The following is a 319-nucleotide window of genomic DNA, read 5'->3' on the forward strand; positions in this document are numbered from 1 at the left end:
TAACGGTAATGTCTTGGTTATTGGTGATGATGCCTATAGCAGTTCAGCTGGACGCGTTCGTATTTACCAATTTACCAACGGCAGTTGGAGTTATAAGAACCAGTTTACTGGCGGTAGCGGAAGTTATTTTGGTTTGTCTAGCGCCGTATCCAGCAATGGTGACGTGATTGCGGTGGGGGCGTTTGATCAGAGTAATACCGGTTATGTGTATGTGTATCGTCATAACGGCACAAACTGGGCGCTTGAGCAAAGTTTCCGTAACACCAATTACGCCACCGACGATTTTTTTGGTGTTGGCGTTAGCATCAATGCGGCTGGC

At 47.0% G+C, this 319-nt stretch carries 1 pseudogene; it reads left to right on the top strand.

Annotated features, from left to right (window positions below):
* Positions 1 to 319 (top strand): annotated as a pseudogene (locus F8B77_RS17785) (hypothetical protein); the annotation flags it as partial.

Origin of the sequence: Aliivibrio finisterrensis, from assembly GCF_008933155.1 — a bacterium.
Classification (GTDB): Bacteria; Pseudomonadota; Gammaproteobacteria; order Enterobacterales; family Vibrionaceae; genus Aliivibrio; species Aliivibrio finisterrensis.